Here is an 18,660-nt window from a genome sequence, read left to right on the forward strand (position 1 = left end):
TTACCATACATATCAATTAACACACGATATTAATTGAAAGTGATCTTTTCGATAGATGCCGGTATGAATTTACCCTTACGAGCTTGAGCTTTTTCAACGGGGGTAAACAGCACAATTTCTTTGAAAATGTCTAATACGAGGTCGTGTCTTTCTTTGTCATTTAGCAGGGGCCAGAGATCAGGGAGCTCAAATAGAAGATCACCCGGTTCTGTGACCTCCTTATTTAGAGTTTCCGGCATTATCTTTAATTGTTCTACTATTGTCCTCTCGTTCGTAAGCTCGTCCCTCGTATGTTCTCTGAGTTCATTCTCATCAATAAGGTCATCGGCATACATGCGCTGCCATTTCTTTTTACGCTCTTTAACCTTCTCTAACTCCTTAACTAAAAATTCCCGTTCTCTTTCTTCAGTCGATTTTTCTATTGTGACTGCAATTTGCTTAAGTTGCTTATGGTCAAGAGAAATATCATTAATCCAATCCATTATTAAGTTTTCGACTAGTTCTTGTCGGAACATTGGCATCGTACAGCCTTTTCCCATTTGGCGGTTTCCGCACATATACGATTTTATTTTGTTGTAGCTTCCGTCTTTCCTCTTATTCTGGTGGTACCTGCCTGACATCTTATGCCCACACTTCCCACATATCAGCACGCCAGAGAAACAATATTCTCTCGACTGAGGGAAGCCCGTGAATGAACGGCGATCCATTTCAGCCTTGTGTTCCTGGTATTCTTCCCAAGTAAACAATTTCTCCTGTGAACCATCACCGAATGTAAGAGGGACAACGCCTTCCTTTTTGCGGCTGACATACTTTCCATTAGCTTTCTTCGTTCCATACCTGAGTTTGCCGGCATAATAGGGATTATCCAGTACGTACCATACGCTGAACGCAGACCATGTATATCCTCGCCGTATGAATCCCATTTCGTTCATTCTTTCTGCAACTGCCTTAATGCCATCGCCTTCCATATAAAATTTCCGCACTAGCCTAATCTGAGCTATCTCCTCCTCGACCAGACGTTCATACTTGTCATATCCAAAATTAATCGGACCTCCCGGACGACGCCCCTCAATCACCATTTGTTCCATACCCATACGTACACGCTCTGCGGTGTTCTCACGCTCCCACTGAGCGATATCAGCGACCAGGCGGATAAATAGTCTGCCTGTCGCTGTGCGCGTCTCAAATGACTCCGTACAGCTCTGAAACTTGACGTTATGCAACTCGAACATCTTTAATAGATTGTCGCAGTCACTCGCTGAACGGGTCATGCGGTCAAGTTTATAGACCAGCACCACATCAAATAAACGGCCCTCCACATCTTTAATCATCCGCTGCATTTCTGGCCTCTTTAAATCTTTGGCAGACCAACCATCGTCAATATAAACCTCAGCGACATCCCAATCTTGAGAATCAGCATATGAGATCAGTCTGCGCTTTTGAGCTTCAATAGAAAACCCATCGCTTGCTTGCTCATCAGTAGAGACACGAATATAAATGGCAGCCTTCATTCTTCGTGCACCACCGAATGAGATATATTTAATTTTTTCATCCTTTTTAAGAAAGCATTTATTTCTTTGATTTCTCGAAATAATCGGTAATGGCCACAAGTTACAATAACATCAAATTCTTTGTTTTCAGCATCCTCAATTAACAATTGCAACCCTTCACGATTAGAATCATGTCCACTTTTGCCCTCATCGCTGTAAACACCATACAATTCAGCTTTCTTAAAAGAAATGTACCTTTGACACAATTCAATTTGTTTCTCGATATGAGTTTCAGTGTTCAATGATCTAGCATAAATAGCAATTTTCATAGTAAAGCTCCTCCTTAGAAATCTCCATTTTCAAATATTAAAACTTGTTCAATGTCTTTCATCTGTACTACAAAACGTTTCGCTGCTCCACCGTATTTTAAACTGATAGTGGGAAAGTCGATGCCGATCTGCTCATCTTTATATCTCAAATCATTAACAGACAATTGGGTGCATTTATATCCATAGAAGTCTTCGATCTCCAAACGCTCAAAAGGACCATCTACAGAAAAAAAGAAGCCTGATTCCGAATTCATTGCCGCTGAGTCGGCTTCAATGACAATCTGAGATGGTCCAGGTATGTCTGCATTGCTGTCATAATAGGCATACAGTGTAATTCCATCCTCAAAAGGTAATTCAGTTGTTGCAGCCGTTTCATGTCGTGTAGTAGTAACATGCTTGGCTATTAAGACATCAAATTGTCCCTGCAAGATACGACGATCGATTTGAGTTAGGCGTTGCTCGGCTAACTTGAGTGTGACTTGGAATGTTTCAGCTATGTATTGAATTGCTTCGCTTCGTCTATCGGGAATTGGTAGAATTTCAAGCATAAAAAAAGGAATAGCGGCGTATAGAACAAATTGATCAGCTTCGGTTTCTTGGGCTTCTTTGAATAACCTAGCCATTTTTCTTTGGTCACCAAAGTGGCGAATGACATGACACAATTCATGAAAGAAATTCAGTCGAGAGGTAGCATTGTTATCTTTTATATTCAGGAAAATAACACGTCTTTCATTATCCGAAAATGGTTTGCAGGTGTCATAGAATACCTCAGCGTTAAAGCTTTCAGCAATCGCTTCGATATCGTTGAGATCTTCAGGGGCTTGAATGCAATTAGATAAATATAATTCATTGAGTAGTTGCTCGAGCACGGTCTCTTTATAGTAAGAGAAATTCATAATATGCACTCCTTAGGAACGTATGTTTGGTTTGATGGTAAAAAGAAAAGCCATTACTGGCTTAGTTATTTTTCATTATCTTCCATTTGTTTTTTTAGTCGTTCTTTAGTCTTTCTATACCGGAACAATGCAGCTTCCATTTCCTCAATTTCGTCTTCAGTGTATTTATCAGGCCCACCGAGAAAAGACATATTAGCTTCTATGAAGCGTAGTTTGTCAGTACGTCCAAGGAGATAGTCACCATCGACATCGAAAAAATCTGCAAACTTAATTAATTCAATATCCTCTACCGGACGCTTCCCCGCCTCAATACGAGATAAGACACTATTGTTCATATCTACTTTATCTGCTAGATCCAATTGTGTAAGTTTCTTTGACTCTCTCAGCTTTCTAATACGATCTCCTGTAATCGACATTTCCCACCACCTATTTTCCAATATAGCAATTATATAATATCATTTTTCTGATTTAGAAAAAGCTATTTTGCTAAAACAACAAAATTAGTATTGACATTGCTAAAATAGCAAAGTATATTTATGTTATTGGATTTGCTAATTCAGCAAATAATGGGGAGGTGCAAGATGAAAAAAGAAACTAAAATCACTATGGATATAGTTAACTTGTCATATGTGAAATATCGTAGATTGAAATTGAACTTGTCACTGCAAGACATGGCTGAGTCATTAGGATTTAAAAATGCTTCGACATATATGAAATATGAGGATGGAACGTATTTGTTTAAAGCTAATCACTTGCCTACACTAGCAAATAAATTGAAATGTACAATCAGAGATTTTTTTGAAGATACATTTGCTGAATTAGCAAAAAAATAAAAAGTCCGCAACATTTGAAGAGAAGGAGGTGATCTAGCTGGAAGATTGTTTGGTCATATGAACAAAGCTGTCCTCATTATACAATCATTAAATTTTAGGAGTGATCATTAATGAAGCCGAAAGGTATGAGTGAAACTGCTTGGATGAAACTTCATATTAGGGTCAAAGGCTACATGATCAAATATGAAAAGCAACTTCGGGAAACTTTGGAGAGTAAGCGCCAGAAAAATGCTTCGTGATAGAAGAAAGCCGCTGGAGCTGTACTGGCTGCCAGCGACGAAGGGGATGACGATAAGGGGGAACGTCTTGCTTACAACTAAATTTTATTCTAAACAAACGCCACAAAACAATCGGAGTAGTGAGCCATATTGTCCGTTTTGAAGTCTTAAATGAGCTATATTGTCCAGTTTATCGGATGCTATCGGACAGAAGGAGGTGAGATAATTTGTCTATAGGAGATGTGTTTCAAGAGTTCCGTAAAGAGAAGGGTTTGACGCAAGAGGAATTCGCTGAGCAAACATTTTTAGATCGATCCTCTGTTGCCAAAATCGAGAATGGAAAGCGACCGGCACCTAAGGATTTCATGTTACGGACGGCAACCACTTTTGATGAACCGCGCCTTTACTTGGCAGCACAAGAGGAAGTCACCGATGGTGCCTGCGTTCCATGGTTGGACAACGCAGACTTACATAGAGCTGCTACACATTATAAATCGATGGAAGAAGCAGAAGAGGCACTGGCCGCAATGAAGACTGCACCTATCATGAAACGGCCTGATCAATTGACTGCGGCGGATCGTGAAGCGATTAAGATAACAATTTTTGAATGTGTTGAGGCGATAACCGCCCTCACTCATCATGTTGCAGTACTTTGTAAGGAATACACGTTCAGTTGGTTGGGAATTTGGAAGGAACATCGCGCCGAATTAAAAGCCAAAAAATATATGAATTGAGGGGATCAAAGTGGACAGAACGCAGTTGGTCACAGAAGCAAAGCAGGCTGGAAGAAACGCTAAGTATAACCTGCAGGTCATCCAGAAGAATCCAACAAAGATGTTGCCAGGCAAGATGGAGAATGCAGAATCGTACTTGAACATGATGATTAACTTTGCAGAAGAAGAAATGAAAAATGCCCGCCGGCTAGGGCGGACACAGTTGAGAACTCGGTTAAAGAATCTCGTTACGTCTATTTTAACCCCTGAGAGCCATAAGGGCAAGGGTGAAGTAGTATGACCCATTCCATTCAATTGGCACAGTCATATGTTGCATCTTCTCAGGATATGAAGTCAAACACCAAGGCAGTTGTTGAAGCTCTTGCAGAAGGTCGCATAGAAAGTGATGAATTTCAGAGGCTTTGGGTAGAGAGGGATGCATTCTTTCTATCTTGGAACAATGCAACTGCAATATTACGGGAGCTACCATTTGAAGAGGCTTTAACTACTTACAAAGAAATTGAACGTTTGCGAACTCAAGTAACTCAATAAAGGACAGGCCATTCGGCCTTGTCTCACAGCGTCGGGTGATTTCATAACCTACCCCCATTCGGCGTTGTGAGATGCGGCTGAAGCATCAATACATATGAAAGGAGGACAAGCCATGCAAGTCATTCAGAAGTTGACCGTTGTATCGAATCCGACACGAGTATTTGAAGTTGGGACTGAGTTAAACGGTAGGGAAGTTATCGAGATCAGACAGGTTGGCCACGAATATGAGGATCATGTTCATTCGGAATTCATCATCCAAGATGAGAATGGAGATTTGATTTCAAGTATTGAAAATGCACCGGTGATCTTGGATTACAAACAAATTGTTGAGCACGATGAAACTGAAAAATGACCCTTGGCATAGGGTCATCGGCATTAATAATTCACTTGCCCCCATATTAGCAGATTGGGGGCTCAATACACAAGAGGGAGTGATCGGTTTGAATAAAGCACTTTCGGCTTATTCGCTTGATATTAGTAACGCAAACATTGAAACGATCGTTGAGCCAGCAACGCTATATGTTCCACCGGTACTGACAATTCGAGGGTCCTTTGGATCCATTCAACTTCACGCAATTAACGAACAACTGGCAGAGATAGAATGCGCTCTGCGGCAACACTTGGAGGGTATTCGTTACTCGGAGACACCGGATCAACAGCTGATTTTGAATGCTGAGATCAATCAAGCTATAGAGGAGGCAATCGCATGAACAAGCAGGATATTGTAGTCAGATTGTTGGCATTGCCCGCAGAAATCGCAAAAGCTGAGGAAGAAGTGTTACAGGCGAATGAATCTTTGGTGTCGGCAAAGGAACTGCTTCAGGGAAAGGAAGATGATCTGTTGCTCGGCAATATGATCGATGGCAAGAACGCTGAGATTAGGGCGGCTCAGATGCGTCAGAATACGGTGCATGAACGCGAGATTTTAGCTGAAGCCGAATTAAACCTGAAAAATGAAGTCACTCGCCTTGGGAGATTACGTGATGAGTTCCGAGCGCTACAAGCAGTAACCTCTTTGCTTAAGGGGGATGTTGCATGAAGAAGATTATTTTAGAGAGCTTGACGTATCGTAATTTTAAGGGGTTCCGTGAGTTTGTCCTGGATACCAAAGGTGGCAATACCGATGCCCTAGGAGATAACGGTACCGGAAAGACAACTTTGTTCGATGGATTCATATGGCTCCTGTTCGGTAAGGACAGCAGCAACAAAACGGATTTTAAGATCAAAGGTTTAGACGCTGCAGGTAAAGTTCTACAGCACAAACTCGAGCATGAGGTCGAAGGTGATTTCCTAATCAATGGCCGCCGTAAAACCTTCCGTAGAGTATATGCAGAGAAATGGACCAAGAAGCGTGGATCCGCTACGGACACCTTTGAAGGACATGAAACTAGCTATTTCATTGATGGAGTGCCTTACAATGCAGGCGAGTATAAGGCGGAAGTTGATTTGATCATCAAAGAGGATTTGTTCAAGCTATTGACCAGTCCAACGTTTTTTAATGAGCAGCTGAAGAAAGAAGAGCGTCGGAAGGTATTGTTGGAGATCTGTGGAGACATAACAGATGCCGAAGTTATTCATTCGAACGACGCTTTAGAACGTCTTCCTTCTATATTAGGAGATCGAGACGTTGAATCTCATCGTAAGGTTGTGGCAGCCCGTTGCAAAGCAATCAACGATGAGATTAAGGATATTCCAATCCGTATCAGTGAAGCACAACGGAGTCAACCGGACATTGCTGATCTAGATGAAGAACTACTGCATGATGACATCGATCATATCCGTAGTCAGATCAAGGGCAAGGAATCGGAGCTCCTACGAATCCAGAATGGTGGAGAGTCAGCGGTTAAGGAGAAGCGGTTACGCGAGATCGAAGGAGAACTGATCTCTATTGAGAACCGACTGCAGTCTGCGGTCCTGGATAAAGTATCTGTAAAGCGTGATGAGGTTGGCCAACTACAATCTGAGTTTGATGCATTACGTCGTCAGTTAGATGATAAGCAACATCGGATTAAGACGAATGAACGGACGATTGATTCCCGTAAGCTTGAATCAGAACGATTAAGAATAGAATGGACGGAAGTGAACGGATCGGCATTCGAGGGGCATGAACATGATGAGAATTGTCCGACTTGCCGACAAGCCTTGCCTCAGGAACAAATTCATGATGCATTTACAAAGGCTGTCGCTTCGTTCAACAAGAATAAATCGGAACGATTAGAACAAATCAGCGCCAAGGGTAAGGTTTCCACTGAGGAAGCTCGTCAGCTAGAGCAGAATAATATCCGCTTGGCTGATGAAATAAATATTTTGACTGATAAGTTAGCTATTTTACAAAAAAATCTAACAGCAGCTGAAGTCCAACTTACCGATCTACGGTCTGGAATTCAGGACCCAGGATCTGATGCAGAGTATCAAAAGCTAACAGAAGAGTCAGAAATGATTAAGCAGGAGATCACATTATTACGGGATTCTGCAAAAGAAACAATTTCTAAAGTACAGGCTAGTATTACATCCTTGACTACAGACCTTCGTAATCTCGAAGAGGACAATGCTAAATTTGCTCAGGTTCGTAAGACTGAAGAACGGATTGCTGTATTGGAGCAACAAGAGAAGGGATTGGCTGTCGAATATGAGCGCCTGCAGGAAGAGTTATTCCTGACAGAAGAATTTACTCGCACGAAAGTGTCTCTTCTAGATTCTAAGATCAACTCGAAATTCAAGTATGCCAGGTTCAAATTGTTTGATGAGCAGTTGAACGGTGGGTTAAAGGAGCTCTGTGATACCACTTTCAACGGTGTCCCTTACGGCGGCGGTCTAAATAATGCAGCTGAGTACAACGTTGGTTTGGATATCATTAACACACTCAGTCAGTACTACGATATATCAGTTCCAATTTTCTTCGATAATGCTGAGTCTGTGACAAAGCTGATCGATACAGATGCTCAGGTGATCCGTTTGATCGTATCAGAAAAGGATAAGAAGCTTCGCATCGTGACTAAGAGTAGCGACATACAGGAGGCGATTTGATTGTTGTTATGGTTAGGTGATCAGATCGAATATCGCACTACTGATGGAAAAACAATGATAAGTAAAGTAGCTGGTGTAACTGGCAGTAAAATTTATCTTCAAAACGGTGGAGTTACCTATGAAAGCTACGTGATTAGAAAAATAGAAAATAAATAGTGGAGGCGATTTAATTGAGCACCGCAGATCAAACAAAGCAACAATCAGCTCCGGCAGAGATTGCCAAGAAAGAGCCAACGCAATCAGAACGCTTTATGACCAAGGTTATTAGTGAGTTCGGATCCAATGTTGGAGAGGTTGCATTAACCAATTTCCAGAAGCGTCTAGCTCAAAACTATTTCATTGCTCTTGATTCAGTTTTAAAGACTACCGAAGAGAAGCGTTTGAAAAAGGCTGAGAAATACCGTGATGCATTGCCTGTTACCTGGGCTAACGTGAACATGGACAAGCTTGCCCGTGATGTGGTGGCAATGGCAAGAGTCGGATTTGACCCTTCTCAACCTAATCACATTAATCTGATTCCTTTCAAAAATAACAACACGAATAAGTATGACATTGCCTTTATCGAGGGATACCGTGGTATTGAGCTTAAGTCTACAAAATATGGTATGGATGTACCTGACCATGTTGCAGTGGAATTGGTCTACTCATCCGATAAATTCAATCCGATCAAGAAGGACATGAACAACAAATACGAAGGCTATGAATTTGATATCGTAAATGCTTTTGATCGGGGCGAGATAGTAGGTGGCTTTTACTATCATCTATTTTCGAAGGCTCCTGAAAAGAATAAGCTCGTCATCATGACGATCAAGGATATTGAAAAGCGTAAACCTGATCACGCTAGTCCTGAGTTTTGGGGTGGAGAGAAGGACAAGTGGGTGGACGGTAAGAAGGCCGGCAAGGAACAGGTCGAAGGCTGGCGTGAAAAGATGTGTTGGAAGACAGTGTATCGGGCTGCGTTCAGCGACATCACGATCGACTCACAGAAGATCGATGACGATTATCTACGTTTAAAGCAGATGGAGAGTGACCTCTCTGAAGCTGAGGTTGCACAGGAGATCAAGGCAAATGCGAATGGAGATATCATCGACATTACTCCGGATCCAGTAACAGCAACTAACGCTTCACAGAATCAAGATCCGGATCCACAGCAAGAGGGGTTAAATCAGGATGAAATGGATTTTTCCGGTGATGTTCCACCTATGAAAGGGACCGGCGACGGTCCGGACTTCTAATGATTGATATAACTTGTCTCGGCTCCAGTAGTGCAGGAAATGCCTATCGTATTACAGATGGGCATACCTCGCTTCTACTGGAAGCTGGTTTTCCTTATAAGTCGATTCAGCGAGAACTACAGTTCAAGATGTCGGGCATTGCAGGATGCTTGATCACACATGAGCATCTGGATCATTCAAAGGCTGCTCCTGACATCATGCGAGCAGGCATCAACATTTATACCAGTCAAGGGACAGCAGATGCCAGAGGGTTGTCTGGGCATCGTCTGAAGGTCATTAAGGCTTTAGAACAATTCACTATTGGAACATGGACAATACTACCTTTCGATATTCAGCACGATGTGGAGGAGCCGTTGGGCTTCCTTCTTGCAAATACAGTAGGGGACAAGCTGGTATTCCTTACAGACACTTATTACTGCAGGCATCGATTTAGAGATCTGACTCACATCATGGTCGAATGCAATTATTCGCTAGACATTGTAAATCAGAGAGTGTCTGCAGGTACGTTACACCCAGCACAGAAGAAGCGACTTCTTCGCTCACACTTCGGTCTAGAGCATGTAAAAGATTTCTTGAAAGCCAATGATATCCGCAAAGTTGAGGAAATATGGTTGCTTCATCTATCAGATGGAAATTCAGACGCTGCTAGATTTAAGAGTGAGATTCAGGAGACAACAGGCAAGTTGGTCTATGTGGCTGATAGGTAGGTGATACATCTTGATCGAGGACAAGCCTTTGATGAAGAGCATGATGGGTCAGCGGATTTGGAAGCTAATGCAGGCGGATCCGGAAGGCTTTAAACAGGAGACCAGGGCATACTTTGCCAGTGCTTATCCTGGATGGTCGGTTGTTCGGGTCAAGTATCCATTAGTGTTTTTGAGAGATGATAGGGGGCTAGATTGATGACTACGACTAGAGAAAAGATAAGTACGGCTGTGTTTGATCAGTTGGAAGCATTGCTTAATGCAGCCACTGAGCAAGGTACTGGTGGTACGATTGAGCACTTTAAGGCTGTAGCCTATGGAATTGGCGCTCAGATGGCTGTTATGGGTAAGCCGGAGCATATACCACAGTTTATCAATGTAGTGGTATCAGAACTAGGACGTGGGTTGGAAGCCGGATTGCAGACTGCTCATGGTCTCAATGCTCACTTAGATATCCAGATTCAAAGTTTTCGAAGAGATAGATAGGATAACTCATTTTAGAGGATAAGAGCATGGCTGTTGCGGAAGGGGGGAGTGCATGACGGAATCAGCCAGAGAACCAACTATATCCGACCTCCTATATCAGTTTGAATCCATTAGTGGACCGGAAGAGTACGGACCTGAAGGACTAGCTATCATGGTCGCATTGTGGCGTAAGTCTTGCAAGCTAGGTTGGAGATCAGCTTTCCAGATGACCAATACGGAACTAATGGTTCAGACAGGTATTAAGAGTCGAGACACTATTAACAATCACAGAAGTAAACTCGTCAGTGCCGGATTTATCGGGTACACGTCTCCCCCACGTGGAGGGTCTAGAGGAGATTATATAGTAAGTTTTGATTTATTAAATGAAGGTGAAGCTGTCCAAAATACGGACCACTTTATAAAAGTAGCCTGTGAACCTGTCCGAATTTCGGACTACTCTAGCAAAGTAGACGGTAAAGTGGTCCAATTTTCGGACACTGTATTAAAAGATCTTATTACTACTACTCCTATTATTACTGAGTTTGCAGAAGAATTTTCAGAAGATTCAGAAACAGATGGAATGATTGGTATTTTAAACGCTTATTCCAAATTGCATGGGAAGTTCGATTTTCACGTTAAACCACGAGAGCGTAATGCCATGGGTAAGATGGTCGCCGGAGGTATGCCTAACCCTTTTACCATCCAAACTATGGAGAGCCTATTGGAGGCAAAGCGCGAACGTGAAGGTGATAGATTCAAAATGCCAACTAGTTTTTTATACTATGTGGATGCAATCGAAGAAGCCTGGTACAACTCCCAAACTACCAACGCGCCGATCGTTGGAGTCGCCCCGGGAATACCATTGAAGCCAAAAAAAATGACTAAACACCAGCGGGAACAGCAACAAGAGATTGACGATCTTCAGCGATTCATCGAGGAGGAGGAACAACGTGAACAAACTGGAAGTAGCTAAGCTTTACAAGGTGATCAAGAAGCGTTATTCAAATTTTGATGCAAGCCTTGAAGCTGTTGAAGATGATCTTGGGATGCTGAAAGATATTCCTTACGAGATTGCTAGGGCAAACGTAAGACAGCACATCATGACCAATGACTTTCCACCGAAGATTTCACAGATTCGTGGGAGACTCGGTGAACAGTTGGAGCGACAACGAATGCGCGAGGAAACACAGTCCTATTTTGCACAACTAGAATTGTGGAAGAGGACAGCTGTTCCACCACCGGACGGAATGAGGGAGGCACTACATGCGAAGCTTGGCAGAACTAGAGCAGATAGATCCACCGAATAGCCAGGACGCTGAAACGTCTATCTTGGGAGCCGTCCTGATCGATGCAACGGGGGAAGCCATGGAAGAGGCATCTGCTTTACAGCCTAAGTCCTTTTATAACAATGCACATCGGATCATCTTTGAATCCATGGTTGAACTCTCTGAAGCAGGCGAGTCAATAGACATTGTGACGTTATCATCTTTTCTGAGCAATCATGGCCAACTTGAGACAATCGGCGGTGTGAGCTATTTATCTAGGGTAGCTCATTCAGTTCCGACCGCTGCTAATATCGAACAGTATATCGGGATTTTACAGGATAAATACATGTTACGTCAGTTGATCGATGTAGCTAAGAAGCAATTTATTGATGCCGTTGAGAGCGGCGATGCTCAGCAAGTTATTGCTAGTATGCAAGTGGCTGCGGCTAAGTTATCCGATCAGGTAGCACCAAAGCAAGAGTTTATGAGGGTTAGGGATGTAGCTATCGCGGTATACGAAACTCTGGAAGAACGATATGAGAATCGGGATAACGGAGGGATAACTGGATTACCGAGCGGATTTGATGATCTGGATGCTATGACAGCAGGGTTCCAAAATAACGATCTTATCATCGTTGCTGCTCGCCCTTCGGTCGGCAAAACGGCATTTGCGCTTAATGTAGCTCAGAACGTTGCAGTTAAAACGAATGAGACCGTGGCCGTGTTCAGCTTGGAGATGTCAGCGCCGCAGTTGGTGCAGCGGATGATCAGTGCAGAAGGGAATCTAGATGCTAGTAAGATCCGAACAGGTAGATTGGAAACCGATGATTGGAGCAAAGCATCCAATGCCATAAGTATTCTTGGTTCAGCGAATATCCTGATTGACGATTCACCAGTCCTTACGGTTCACGAAATCAGGAATAAATGTAGGCGTTTGAAAAAGAAAGAAGGACTGGGCTTGATCGTGATCGATTACCTGCAGCTGATTGCTGGGTCCGGTAAACGCGGTGAGAATCGTCAGCAGGAAGTGTCTGAAATCTCTCGCACTCTCAAACAGATAGCTCGTGAGTTGGAAGTGCCGGTCATTGCTCTGTCCCAGTTAAGTCGGGGTGTAGAACAACGCCAGGACAAGCGACCTATGATGTCAGACCTTCGGGAATCGGGATCCATTGAGCAGGATGCAGATATCGTTGCCTTCTTGTATCGTGATGACTATTACGACAAGGATTCCGAGAAGAAGAACATCATCGAGATCATCATTGCCAAGCAGCGTAACGGTCCAGTCGGAACGGTAGAACTGGTATTTCTCAAGAATTTCAATAAATTTGCTAATTACGAACGAGCGCATGATTTCCAACCAAAACAACCTGAAGTGAAGGATACAAATAAACGCCGGTGGGCGAATTAGGGGGAACGGATATGAAGCATTTAAAGAAACCAACACGTCGTCAGAAGTTGGAGATAGTACGCCGGAAGTTGCTTCCTGATAGTTGGCTGGTTGAACGGGACAATGGTAAAGAATTGGTTATAGTCAGCAAGGATAAGGGACAAATTCGTAGGCTACGGTGGGGCGCATGAGTGGGCCTTGGAGTTGTTGGTCCGTTTATGAATACATGAAAATGCGTTTCATGAACACCGGATTAGTTCCCACTCATGATGAACTAGAGATTGAATTCGAGGGGATTGATCCTTCAGAGTTACTCGAGGGGATCGCGGAATTTGAATCAGTGATCTGTGATCGAAGAGGCGGTGTCCAGAATGTTGGTTGATCCGTTTTTTCAAGAGATTCCGTGGGAATTAATATACGACGATAAAGGGCGGCAGATCGGTGAGGTATATATGATTCGACCGTGGCTTAAGCCAGTTCGGAAAGAGGTGAAGCAACATGATTCAGTTTACGGTGTACGGCGAGCCAGTGGCGCAAGGGAGACCAAGAGCAACCCAACAAGGCGGATTTATTAAAATGTACGACCCAGAGAAGTCTAGGGATTATAAAGATTATGTAAGATTGGCAGCCAGCGAACATGCACCGGCTGCTTTGCTCGAGGGTCCGATAGGAATGATGGTCAGCGTTTACAGATCCATGCCGAAATATTTGAGTAAGTATCCTGAAAAGGCAGCTGCAGCTGAGCGAGGAGAAATCCTTCCGACATCAAAGCCGGATGCTGATAACTATCTCAAAGGTGTGAAGGATGCACTTAAAGGCGTGATTTGGAAGGACGACAGTCAAGTTGTAGATGCATTTGTCCGGAAGCGTTATAGCGCTAAACCGCGCATTGAGGTCAAGATTAAGGACTTATCCTAATAATAAAAATGGAGAGTGAAGAATATGAGCTTTATTAATTTTAAAGGAATAGTTAAAAAGGTGAATTTGAAATCTGCGGAAGAAACAGAGGTTACTATCAGCATTCCTGCATCTGAATTACATGGTCAATACAATACCCTTCAAAGCATGCTTGATTGCAAGGTGATCGGAGGATTCGACTCACAAATTGTGACTTACAACATATTGAAGAATGCTCGAACAGGTAAACCAATTACGAGCTATGTCGTTGATAATACAGGACTCGTGTCAGTGGCTAAGCCTGATGGAGAGCAACTATCTTTAGATTTAGGTTTACCTCCAGAGAAGATCGAGATCAAACAAGATCCCGCAAGTATAGATATGGCTATCATTGAAGAATTTATTTTGAGCGGTTTGGCTCCAACGTTTGACGATCTAGATCATGATTTTATTGAGATCACGGGGCGCTTGTCTGAAGGTGACACCTACCTTAAACTTGCTGGTGAAGAAGATATGGGTGTTGGAATCTTTGTGATGATGGTGGACGAGTATCGGAAGCGTGTCGCTCCTCTTGCTCAGAAATGGGATGAATGGCGTAATGGCGAGGTTCAGGCGGAACCTGCAGCTAAGGATGACAAGGATAAACAAGCAGAGAATAATGCAGCTGAAGAGGATCAGGTCGATACTGGTAATACTCCTGCAGAAGAAACTCCTGCAGAAGAAACTCCTGAAGGTGGAGGGAGTGAAGGAGAAGTTGAGCCTGGTACTGATGATAGTTCCGATCTTCCAGACTGGATGCAGGAAGGCAATGATTCCACTGGCAACCAAGAAGTAGAATTCGAGGATCCAATAGGCTCGAACGGTGAAGATAAATACAACAAGGGTACTCCAAGTCAGGATAGTAGCGAACCGGGCGAACCTGCTGGACTTGAAGAACTAAAAGAGTCTGCAGAACCGACTGCAAATGTCGTAGTGGATAGAGAAGAGCTTGAGCAGTTCATTCTTGATAATAAGCCGATGTTTGAAGACATACCTTTTGATTTCCCGACATTCCTGAAACAGCGGCGTGAAGATGGAATGACATGGATGCAAATCGCCAAGGGTGTTGGCATACCGAGTACTCAAATCAGTAGCAAGTGGACGGCATATAAGAAACGTGTGGCAAGTCAAATGAAAGGCGGGGGAGCAGCTTAGGCTGTTTCTTCTGAAGGGGCAAGATTATGGGTGTTCTAAAGCTCAGAGAGCACAACCCTCACTTGGGCGATAGGGAAGAAATTATAAGACAGGGATTAAAGTCAGTCCGTAAAATTGCTCAGAGATACAAGTCATTATGTTATGCGAAAGGGATCGATATAGAAGATATGGTAAGTGAGGGAACGATCGGGTTGCTGTTAGCTTACGATCGCTTTGATCCAGGAGAAAGGGAAGTGCATTTCAATGCATTTTCCTTTCCTTATATAAAAGGTCACATGCTTCAGTTTGTTCAAAAAAAAGCAGCGATCATTCGGTTCCCACAGCTTCCTGGACAATTGGTTCAAAAGATAGTTAGTGAAAATTTAGAAAGCCAGACTCCTGAAGTGGTTTCAAAAAGGCTTAACCTTAGTTTGGAGAAAGCCACAGATGCTCTTCAAAATAGTAAGTTGGCCATAGTTGGATCATTAAATCAAACAGTTAGATTAGGTACTGGGGAAGAGGGAAGCGAACTTATTAACTTTGTTCCAACTCATGATGATGACACTGTACTCCAGGTAGAACAATTCATAAATACATTAGATTCCTTTGAAAAAAGAGTGGTTCGTTTTTTATTGGATGGATTTAAAATATATGAGGTGGCAAGGCGGATGTCGGTTTCAAAGGACAAATTAAACAGTCGTTTGGATGGTTTGCAAAAGAAAGCATCTTCGTACTTTTATCATGTATCGGGAAGTGAGGGAATGGATATGAGAAGGGCTAATGTAACCAAGAATAAATATATGGAATTACGAGCGCAGGACCTTTCTGACGCTAAGGTAGCTGAACAGTTAGGTGTCGGAATTAAAGTTCTATATAAGTTCAAAAGGGAATGGGGTCTTGTTAAGAGTAGGCCTGAGAAAGTGAATATAACTATGAATCAATATAAGAATCTGCGAGAACAGGGCTTTATTGATTCTAAAATAGCAGAACGTTTTGGCATCGGAGACTCTGCACTATATAAACGCAAAAAGGAATGGGGCCTAATTGAGAGTAGGCCCCAGAAACAAACGAACAATCAAATTTTGACTGAAGCTCATATGAACAAACAAGAATACAACAGTAGTTCTGATGTGCAATCTGTTCTTATGAGTGAAAGGATATCCAATCTTGAATCTGAAAATAAACTGTTATGGGACATGGTTACTTTATTGAAGAGGAAGGCTTAAAAGATCAGTTTAATGATTCTGATTAGCAAAGACCCCCAATACCTGACCGGGCGCGGGGGTCAATCGGTAAATGTTTCCTTCATTCTCATTCAAATATAACATACGAAGGGGAATGAGGGGAATGGCTATGGTGTGGGGACAAGGGGAGCTCTTTGCAATAGCGTCAAAGGAAGAAATACAGCAAACCCAATTCTACCTCGGAAAATATAAATCTATGACACTCTTCATGACTGATTTTGAAAAGTACGAACGAGAAATGAAACAAGTGGCCATAGATGGCGAGGTAGCAAGACGGATAGATCAGGAAGATCTGCATGCAGACAAAACGGCCAATGCTGTTATTCTTTCAGAGAAGCAAAAGTGGGTGTACCACCAGTATCGTAAGTTTAAGATAATGATCGATCGGGCACATGGCCAGATAATAGATGAAGAAGTTAAAGAGGCAGTAGATATCCGGTATCTGAAAGGATATAGCCGTAAGGAAACAATTATGTTCATGCGTCGAGGAGTTGCTCATAGTACGGTGGACCGGCGTATCGACGACGGTATCGTATCGATTGCCAACACTTTGAAGCTCTCCGGATTTTTCGAAGAAATCAGTGAGAAATTCTGATGACAATGTGGGATATTACAGGACATTATGAAGACCACTTGAAGGTTTTACCGTGTTATATTTATATTGTAGAAATAGGCGAGAATGACACGCACAGCTGCATGAATGCGGCACTAACTGAGGCGTAACTCTTCTCGCCTTTTCTGTATCTAAAACAACTATAGGATTCGAGGTTGATAAAATGGAGCAAGTATTGGAGAAATGGGAATGCTTGAATGATGATTGCAATAGTTCGTTTCTCGTCGATAGGCTCAGTGCTATAGATAAGATACTTACTTGTCCATTCTGCAGGGGCGAGTGTGAAGGGGTGGCTCATTCAAGTCCAATAACCGACTCGGTGATAATGGATCAGTTGAATGGTTGCTTATACCCTTATTAAGATAGAGATCAAGCGTGAGCGTTTACGAGTAATTGTTTGATTCTATCCATAAATTCCATCATAGATCGTTTGACTCCGATTTCAGCAGCTTGTTAAAATGGTCTTGTCCTTCCTCTATAGTAGCTAAGTACGTATGCTTTAAAGCAAAGAGCAGAGCGTTTTTGCTGCGGACGTTACGGACGCTATTCTTTAGATGTGCAACAAAATTATCGATTATCGTAATTGTTTCATCAAATAACGTACATATTCAGATCAAGTCGTTCCTTATGGGGCGGCTTTTTCTATTTTATAAATTAATATTTTAGGAGGAATAGTGATGAAGTTAAAGAGGGTTAAGGATCCACCGGTGTATAAACAGCCAGTTAAATGCAAGAGGTGCGAATGGGGCGAATGGACAGGGACTAAGCAGTATTGTGGTTGGCAGAAGTGTGTTAAAGAGGTGAATACTTCCTAAATGTCGAAATAGGGCATGTGAGGGAGGTGATTGTTTTGGGAGCAAGCAGTCGCAGGTTCAAATCCTGCCATTCGCATTGATTGCTTTCTAAAAAAATTAAACCTCAGTAATATGTTTCCAGCTATAGTATAATGGCTTGGAAATCATTTGTATCTGAAGGAGGAGTTTTTTTGGTTAAGTTCACTATAGAGGTAACAGAATTGATATTACCTACACATCGTTTGCAGAAAGATGACACGTTCAGAGAGTTAGGAAGGGGGCCTTTCCTAATCGAGGCAACCGATAAAGTATTTAACGATTATTCCCAAGCAGAAAAGTGGAGAAAAGACCGACCTATTGTCGAAGTCGGAGATACACGAATCGATAATATAGGTGCCAGATCTCTGGCAGATCCGTATTTACATATCCGCCAGCATAGAACAGCCAAACCGATAAAAAGTTACTTTACAAAAGACGAGGTTGCAACTGTTTTACGTAAAGGGAACGACGAAACCCACAATTTTTTAGTTGTTGATTATAACGGAGATGTTCACTTAATCCCACGGGGAAATAATCGCGAAGGATATGCTGTGCGATTTGAATCCTTCCAGGCAGGTAATGGTTATGTCGGGCAGAACAGCGGGCTGAATCACCTCAACAATACATACCTAGCGATGATGGAGGGTTGGTTAGTTCATCTACATACAGGGGATGGCGTATACCGTGATTATTCTGACGGTCAAAAGACAGTCGACGAACTTCAACAAGAAGCGGAGCTAATTGTAAGCCAAATGAATTTTTAAGCACCCTAACCGGTGCTTTTTC

The 18,660-nt window shown here is 42.6% G+C and carries 28 protein-coding genes; 24 read left to right on the forward strand and 4 right to left on the reverse strand.

Translation table 11 applies throughout. The features are described from left to right. Positions 1 to 29: 29 nt before the first annotated feature. The 4 genes from J2T13_RS23965 to J2T13_RS23980 form a co-directional block, all read right to left on the reverse strand. A complete protein-coding gene (locus J2T13_RS23965) occupies positions 30 to 1,511 on the reverse strand; it encodes a recombinase family protein (protein ID WP_429374985.1) in 1,482 nt (493 codons plus the stop codon). Continuing rightward, positions 1,508 to 1,819, reverse strand: coding sequence for a recombinase family protein (locus J2T13_RS23970; protein WP_429374986.1), 312 nt, complete (start codon positions 1,817 to 1,819; stop codon positions 1,508 to 1,510). The genes J2T13_RS23965 and J2T13_RS23970 overlap by 4 nt, the downstream gene beginning before the upstream one ends. A 14-nt stretch (positions 1,820 to 1,833) precedes the next feature. Beyond that, positions 1,834 to 2,715 carry an ImmA/IrrE family metallo-endopeptidase gene (locus J2T13_RS23975; RefSeq protein ID WP_429374987.1) on the reverse strand — a complete coding sequence of 294 codons (882 nt, stop codon included), beginning with the start codon at positions 2,713 to 2,715 and terminating at the stop codon, positions 1,834 to 1,836. Between the two features lie 65 nt (positions 2,716 to 2,780). Beyond that, positions 2,781 to 3,131, reverse strand: coding sequence for a helix-turn-helix domain-containing protein (locus J2T13_RS23980; RefSeq protein ID WP_429374988.1), 351 nt, complete (start codon positions 3,129 to 3,131; stop codon positions 2,781 to 2,783). A 189-nt stretch (positions 3,132 to 3,320) separates the two neighbouring features. Here J2T13_RS23980 and J2T13_RS23985 point away from each other — a divergent pair, with 189 nt between their 5' ends. The 24 genes from J2T13_RS23985 to J2T13_RS24100 all read left to right on the forward strand — a co-directional run bounded on the left by J2T13_RS23985 (position 3,321) and on the right by J2T13_RS24100 (position 18,638). Then, positions 3,321 to 3,548 (forward strand): helix-turn-helix domain-containing protein, encoded by a 228-nt coding sequence (locus J2T13_RS23985; RefSeq protein ID WP_429375082.1) that lies wholly within the window; start codon positions 3,321 to 3,323, stop codon positions 3,546 to 3,548. A gap of 110 nt (positions 3,549 to 3,658) precedes the next feature. After that, on the forward strand, positions 3,659 to 3,787 hold the full coding sequence (locus tag J2T13_RS23990) for a hypothetical protein (RefSeq protein WP_429374989.1): 129 nt from the start codon (positions 3,659 to 3,661) through the stop codon (positions 3,785 to 3,787). 206 nt (positions 3,788 to 3,993) lie between these two features. Continuing rightward, positions 3,994 to 4,500, forward strand: a complete 507-nt coding sequence (locus J2T13_RS23995) for a helix-turn-helix domain-containing protein (RefSeq protein ID WP_429374990.1) — start codon at positions 3,994 to 3,996, stop codon at positions 4,498 to 4,500. 10 nt (positions 4,501 to 4,510) lie between these two features. Further along, the gene (locus tag J2T13_RS24000; protein WP_429374991.1) at positions 4,511 to 4,780 is read left to right on the forward strand and encodes a hypothetical protein; all 270 of its coding nucleotides are present in this window, start codon (positions 4,511 to 4,513) and stop codon (positions 4,778 to 4,780) included. Next, positions 4,777 to 5,031 carry a hypothetical protein gene (locus J2T13_RS24005; RefSeq protein WP_429374992.1) on the forward strand — a complete coding sequence of 85 codons (255 nt, stop codon included), beginning with the start codon at positions 4,777 to 4,779 and terminating at the stop codon, positions 5,029 to 5,031. The genes J2T13_RS24000 and J2T13_RS24005 overlap by 4 nt, the downstream gene beginning before the upstream one ends. 112 nt (positions 5,032 to 5,143) lie before the next feature. Continuing rightward, entirely contained in the window at positions 5,144 to 5,383 is a 240-nt protein-coding gene (locus J2T13_RS24010) for a hypothetical protein (RefSeq protein ID WP_429374993.1), read from the forward strand. Continuing rightward, on the forward strand, positions 5,367 to 5,741 hold the full coding sequence (locus J2T13_RS24015) for a hypothetical protein (RefSeq protein WP_429374995.1): 375 nt from the start codon (positions 5,367 to 5,369) through the stop codon (positions 5,739 to 5,741). Before J2T13_RS24010 ends, J2T13_RS24015 begins: the two co-directional genes overlap by 17 nt. Then, positions 5,738 to 6,070 (forward strand): hypothetical protein, encoded by a 333-nt coding sequence (locus J2T13_RS24020; protein WP_429374996.1) that lies wholly within the window; start codon positions 5,738 to 5,740, stop codon positions 6,068 to 6,070. The genes J2T13_RS24015 and J2T13_RS24020 overlap by 4 nt, the downstream gene beginning before the upstream one ends. Then, the gene (locus tag J2T13_RS24025; protein WP_429374997.1) at positions 6,067 to 8,058 is read left to right on the forward strand and encodes a hypothetical protein; all 1,992 of its coding nucleotides are present in this window, start codon (positions 6,067 to 6,069) and stop codon (positions 8,056 to 8,058) included. The genes J2T13_RS24020 and J2T13_RS24025 overlap by 4 nt, the downstream gene beginning before the upstream one ends. Continuing rightward, the gene (locus J2T13_RS24030; RefSeq protein ID WP_429374998.1) at positions 8,059 to 8,214 is read left to right on the forward strand and encodes a hypothetical protein; all 156 of its coding nucleotides are present in this window, start codon (positions 8,059 to 8,061) and stop codon (positions 8,212 to 8,214) included. A 14-nt stretch (positions 8,215 to 8,228) separates the two neighbouring features. Continuing rightward, positions 8,229 to 9,293, forward strand: coding sequence for a recombinase RecT (locus J2T13_RS24035; RefSeq protein ID WP_429375000.1), 1,065 nt, complete (start codon positions 8,229 to 8,231; stop codon positions 9,291 to 9,293). Then, complete coding sequence (locus J2T13_RS24040) at positions 9,293 to 10,000, forward strand: MBL fold metallo-hydrolase (RefSeq protein ID WP_429375001.1); 708 nt, start codon at positions 9,293 to 9,295, stop codon at positions 9,998 to 10,000. The genes J2T13_RS24035 and J2T13_RS24040 overlap by 1 nt, the downstream gene beginning before the upstream one ends. 195 nt (positions 10,001 to 10,195) lie before the next feature. Beyond that, positions 10,196 to 10,483, forward strand: coding sequence for a hypothetical protein (locus J2T13_RS24045; protein ID WP_429375002.1), 288 nt, complete (start codon positions 10,196 to 10,198; stop codon positions 10,481 to 10,483). Between the two features lie 52 nt (positions 10,484 to 10,535). Next, positions 10,536 to 11,435 carry a hypothetical protein gene (locus J2T13_RS24050; RefSeq protein ID WP_429375005.1) on the forward strand — a complete coding sequence of 300 codons (900 nt, stop codon included), beginning with the start codon at positions 10,536 to 10,538 and terminating at the stop codon, positions 11,433 to 11,435. Next, positions 11,413 to 11,769: a hypothetical protein gene (locus J2T13_RS24055; protein WP_429375006.1), complete on the forward strand. Its 357-nt coding sequence runs from the start codon at positions 11,413 to 11,415 to the stop codon at positions 11,767 to 11,769. Before J2T13_RS24050 ends, J2T13_RS24055 begins: the two co-directional genes overlap by 23 nt. Next, on the forward strand, positions 11,726 to 13,135 hold the full coding sequence (dnaB, locus tag J2T13_RS24060) for a replicative DNA helicase (protein WP_429375008.1): 1,410 nt from the start codon (positions 11,726 to 11,728) through the stop codon (positions 13,133 to 13,135). The genes J2T13_RS24055 and dnaB overlap by 44 nt, the downstream gene beginning before the upstream one ends. 11 nt (positions 13,136 to 13,146) lie before the next feature. Beyond that, positions 13,147 to 13,305, forward strand: a complete 159-nt coding sequence (locus J2T13_RS24065; RefSeq protein ID WP_429375010.1) for a DUF6906 family protein — start codon at positions 13,147 to 13,149, stop codon at positions 13,303 to 13,305. A gap of 35 nt (positions 13,306 to 13,340) precedes the next feature. Continuing rightward, positions 13,341 to 13,496: a hypothetical protein gene (locus J2T13_RS24070; RefSeq protein ID WP_429375013.1), complete on the forward strand. Its 156-nt coding sequence runs from the start codon at positions 13,341 to 13,343 to the stop codon at positions 13,494 to 13,496. A 116-nt stretch (positions 13,497 to 13,612) separates the two neighbouring features. Beyond that, on the forward strand, positions 13,613 to 14,032 hold the full coding sequence (locus J2T13_RS24075; RefSeq protein ID WP_429375014.1) for a RusA family crossover junction endodeoxyribonuclease: 420 nt from the start codon (positions 13,613 to 13,615) through the stop codon (positions 14,030 to 14,032). Positions 14,033 to 14,056: 24 nt separating this feature from the next. Next, positions 14,057 to 15,205: a hypothetical protein gene (locus J2T13_RS24080; protein ID WP_429375017.1), complete on the forward strand. Its 1,149-nt coding sequence runs from the start codon at positions 14,057 to 14,059 to the stop codon at positions 15,203 to 15,205. Positions 15,206 to 15,231: 26 nt separating this feature from the next. After that, the gene (locus J2T13_RS24085) at positions 15,232 to 16,410 is read left to right on the forward strand and encodes a sigma factor (RefSeq protein ID WP_429375020.1); all 1,179 of its coding nucleotides are present in this window, start codon (positions 15,232 to 15,234) and stop codon (positions 16,408 to 16,410) included. Between the two features lie 121 nt (positions 16,411 to 16,531). Beyond that, positions 16,532 to 17,023 (forward strand): hypothetical protein, encoded by a 492-nt coding sequence (locus tag J2T13_RS24090; RefSeq protein ID WP_429375023.1) that lies wholly within the window; start codon positions 16,532 to 16,534, stop codon positions 17,021 to 17,023. A 695-nt stretch (positions 17,024 to 17,718) separates the two neighbouring features. After that, on the forward strand, positions 17,719 to 17,856 hold the full coding sequence (locus J2T13_RS24095) for a hypothetical protein (RefSeq protein WP_429375025.1): 138 nt from the start codon (positions 17,719 to 17,721) through the stop codon (positions 17,854 to 17,856). Positions 17,857 to 18,026: 170 nt separating this feature from the next. Further along, positions 18,027 to 18,638 carry a hypothetical protein gene (locus tag J2T13_RS24100; RefSeq protein ID WP_429375027.1) on the forward strand — a complete coding sequence of 204 codons (612 nt, stop codon included), beginning with the start codon at positions 18,027 to 18,029 and terminating at the stop codon, positions 18,636 to 18,638. Positions 18,639 to 18,660: the final 22 nt, after the last annotated feature.

This window comes from Paenibacillus sp. DS2015 (genome assembly GCF_050433705.1).
Lineage (GTDB): Bacteria > Bacillota > Bacilli > Paenibacillales > Paenibacillaceae > Paenibacillus_AQ.